Below are 3534 nucleotides of genomic sequence, written 5' to 3' on the forward strand. Positions count from 1 at the left end.
TCCCGCCGCCCCCGGGGCCGCGGGGGTCGCGGGCGCGCCGGAGGCGCTCGCGGACGGCGCGGCCCCGGGGGCGGCGGGATGCTCGGGGCCCTTGCCGTCGAGCGGGATGTCCTCCCGGATCATCCGGAACAGGTCCTCCGCCTCGCCGGGCTTCGGCTCGACGCGGGCCGAGTCCGACGGGCTCGGGATCCACGGCATCGTCGTCATGGTGATGCGGGACGGGTCGACCTTCTTGAGCTCCATGCTCAGGTCGTACAACTTGTCGATCTTGTTGAGGCCGGGGTCCACGACCATCGCCTTGATGGCGGCCTGCGCGAGGCTGTTGAGCTTCATGGGATTGCTCAGCTTGGCGTTCCGGCGGAACTCCCGGGCCAGCGAGTTCATGTACATGTGCTGGGCGTGGGCGCGGCCTATGTCGCTGCCGTCCTCGAAGCCGTAGCGGGTCCGCAGCCATTGAAGGGCCACCTCGCCCTGGATGACGTTCTCGCCCTTGGCGAGCTTCAGGCCGGAGCCCTTGCCGTCCCGGGTCAGGGAGTGGACGTTCTCCTGGACGCAGACCGGGACGCCGCCGATGGCGTCCGCCATCGTCACCACGCCCTTGAAGTCGATCATCATGAAGTGGTCGATCGGGATTTTGGTCAGGTCCTGCCAGGCGGCGACCGTGCAGCCCGGACCACCGCGGCTGAGCGACTCGTTGGTCTGGACGAGGCCCCGGCTCGCCGAGTGCACCTTGCCGTTCGGCTCGGTGCACTTGGGCATCTTCAGCATCGTGTCGCGCGGCATCGACACCACCGACATGTTGCTGCGGTCCGCCGACAGGTGCAGCAGCATCTGCACGTCCGCGAGCGGCGGCCCGTCGAAGGTGTCCTTTGCGCCGCCGAGGGCCTTGTTCTCCTCGCCGTCGCGGGCGTCGGAGCCGATCAGGAGGATGTTCAGCGGGGTCTGCCCGAAGGCGTTGGGCCGGGAGCCGCCCAGCTTGTTCTCGCCCAGGTTGAGCGCGTCCGTCTGGATGCTGCCGTTGAGGTGGCGGTAGTAGAGGTATCCGGCCGCCGCCGTCGCGAGTATGAGGAAGGCCAGCACCGAGGCCGTCCAGCGGAGTATCCGGCGCTTGCCGCGCCGGGGGGAGGGGCCTGCCCCGGAAGCCGCCGCGGCCGCGGAGTCCGCGCCCGGGCGCGGTGCGGGGACGCCGCCGCGGGCGGCTGGTCCGCCGTCGGCCGTGTCGCCGTCCGGCCGGGCGGGCGCCCCCTCCCCGCGCACGCTGTTGCTCCTCACACGTCCCCCCTAGAGATCACGTCATGTCGTCATGGTGCGCCCGCGGTCCGGCGCAGGTCGGGCGCCGGCCGGCCGCTCGTCGGTGAGCGGCCGGCCGGCCGGTACGGCTACTTGGCGCAGATCGCCTTGTCCGCCTCGACGCGCTGGATGTTCTCCGGCGCCTTCTGCGGAGCCGTCATGGAGACCCCCGCGCCCCTGAAGTCCGCGCCGAGCGTCAGCTTCATCGCGGTCCTGGGCGCCGCGTCGGCCGTGCCCATCTTCAGCGCCGAGGCGGGCAGCCCCATCATGTCCGCGAGGGCGCGGGCCTGGTCGGCCTGGTTCGGGGCGTACTCCAGCCGGGTGGCGTCCAGCTTGGCCGGCGCGTTGCCGAGGTTGCTGGACTTGGAGACGCCCTTGGTGTTCTGCAGCCAGCCGAGGGTGGCCGAGGCGGAGCCCGCCGGGCCGCCCCCGTTGAGGACGTCCACCCGTACGTCCTTCGCCTGCGCGCGCGGGCCCTGGAGCAGGGCGTCCTGCTTGGCCTTCGCCTCGGCGTCGGCGGCGTCCTTCGCCGCCTGCTCCTTCTCCTCGACCTCGGTGAGGGACACGTCCGCCCGGATCATCTCCAGCAGCGGGTCGGCCTGCGCGTGGTCGACGACCACCGTCGCCTTGACCTTCTCCGCCGGGTTGTCGCGCACCGGGAGAGTGGTGAAGGTGACGTTCTTGAGGTTCATGTCCTTCAACTCGCCGGCGAGGTTGGTGAGTTTCTCGATCGACCCGATGCCCGAGTCCACCGTCAGCGACTTCGTGGCCGCCTCGGCGAGGGAGAAGAACTTCTTCGGACTGGTCAGCGTCTCCTTGGACTTCATCTCGCGCATCATCGAACTCAGGAACTGCTGCTGCGTCTTGATGCGGTCCAGGTCGCTCTCGTTGCCGAAGGCGTGCCGGGTCCGGACGAACGCCAGCGCCTCCTCGCCCTGCAGGCGGTGCTCGCCCGGGCCCAGCTTGAGCTTCGAGTCCTCGTCGTCGACGGCCTTCTCCAGGCAGACGGGCACGCCGCCGACCGCGGTGCTGAGCACCTTCACCGCGTTGAAGTCGACCATCATGAAGTGGTCGACGGTGATCCCGGTGAGCTCCTTGACCGTGCGCATCGTGCAGCCCGGGTCGCGGCCCTCCTGGCCGAGGCTCGTGTTGAAGCGGTCCCCCTTGCGGCCGGGGATCGTCTTCGTCGTGCCGTCCGGCTGCTTCGTCGGGCAGGCCGGGATGGTCGTGATCAGGTCGCGCGGGATCGACAGCGCGGTGGCGTTGGTGCGGTCCTTCGAGACGTGGAACAGGATCGTCGTGTCGGCGTGCCCGGGGCTGCCCGCGTCGCCGTACCCCTCGTTGCCGGAGCCGGAGCGCTTGTCGGTGCCGATCACGAGGATGTTGATCGGCTGGTCCTTCTTGAAGCCGCCCGTGCCCGCGTCGCCGACGTCGGTGACCTTCAGGTTGCCGTTGAGGTGGTTGTAGTAGAGGTACGCGCCGAGCGAGCCGCCCACCAGCAGGAACGCCAGCGTGCCGCCCGTCACCACCAGGGCCCGCTTGCGGCGCGGACCCGAACCGCCCTTCCGCGGGCGGCCGCCGCGCCGGCCCGGCGGGGACTCGCCGCGGCGCGGACCCGGCACCGAGGGTGCCGGCGAGCCGGTGCCGGGAGTCTTCGACGGGCTCCCGCCGCCGGGGGTCTTGGCGGGGGCTCCGGCCGACCCGGAGGCCGTTCCGGCCGCCCGGGACGTGGTCCCGGTGGGCTGGGCCGGGGGTGCCGCCTGCGAGCGGGACCGCGACGGTCTCCGCGGCGGGGCCACCGCCGGCGACGGACCTTGCGGACCGGAGCGGTCCAGTCGCAGTTCGTAGTTGCCGGTGCGGGGGTTGAGCACCCACTGGTCGGCGGGGTCGATCTCGTCCGCCCGCCCACGGCTCTGCGCATCCACGGTTGCTTGAATCCTCCGTCGGTGCCTCGCGACACGCCTCCCCCAAGGCGCCCGGTCAACGATCCGGCTGCTGGTGCACGGCCTCTTCGCTGGCCAGGGCACCGGATCGCTCACCTTATCCGCCCCGGTCCGCTCCAAACCATGGTGGTGACAAATTCCACTCACCTGAAACCGGGGCAAAGCGCTCATGCCTTTCGGTTCGGACACCGGCTTTTGGGATTGCTTTACCGGCAGTCGGTCATCCCGGCAGTGGTGCCCGTGAACGTGGGGACGGGCGTCGCGCTGGTGTCGGTTCCCGAGGTGGGGGCCGGGGTGGGGG

2 protein-coding genes are annotated in these 3534 nt (G+C 71.1%); both read right to left on the minus strand.

What is annotated here, in order from left to right; translation table 11 throughout:
* Positions 1 to 1272, minus strand: a 1272-nt coding sequence (locus tag EF903_RS30290) for an LCP family protein (RefSeq protein WP_260616131.1), incomplete at its 3' end; no start/stop codon positions are given.
* 107 nt (positions 1273 to 1379) lie between these two features.
* A complete protein-coding gene (locus EF903_RS30295) occupies positions 1380 to 3215 on the minus strand; it encodes an LCP family protein (protein ID WP_125548187.1) in 1836 nt (611 codons plus the stop codon).
* Positions 3216 to 3534 lie beyond the last annotated feature (319 nt).

Origin of the sequence: Streptomyces sp. WAC05292, assembly GCF_003949955.1 — a bacterium.
GTDB classification, from domain to species: domain Bacteria; phylum Actinomycetota; class Actinomycetes; order Streptomycetales; family Streptomycetaceae; genus Streptomyces; species Streptomyces globosus.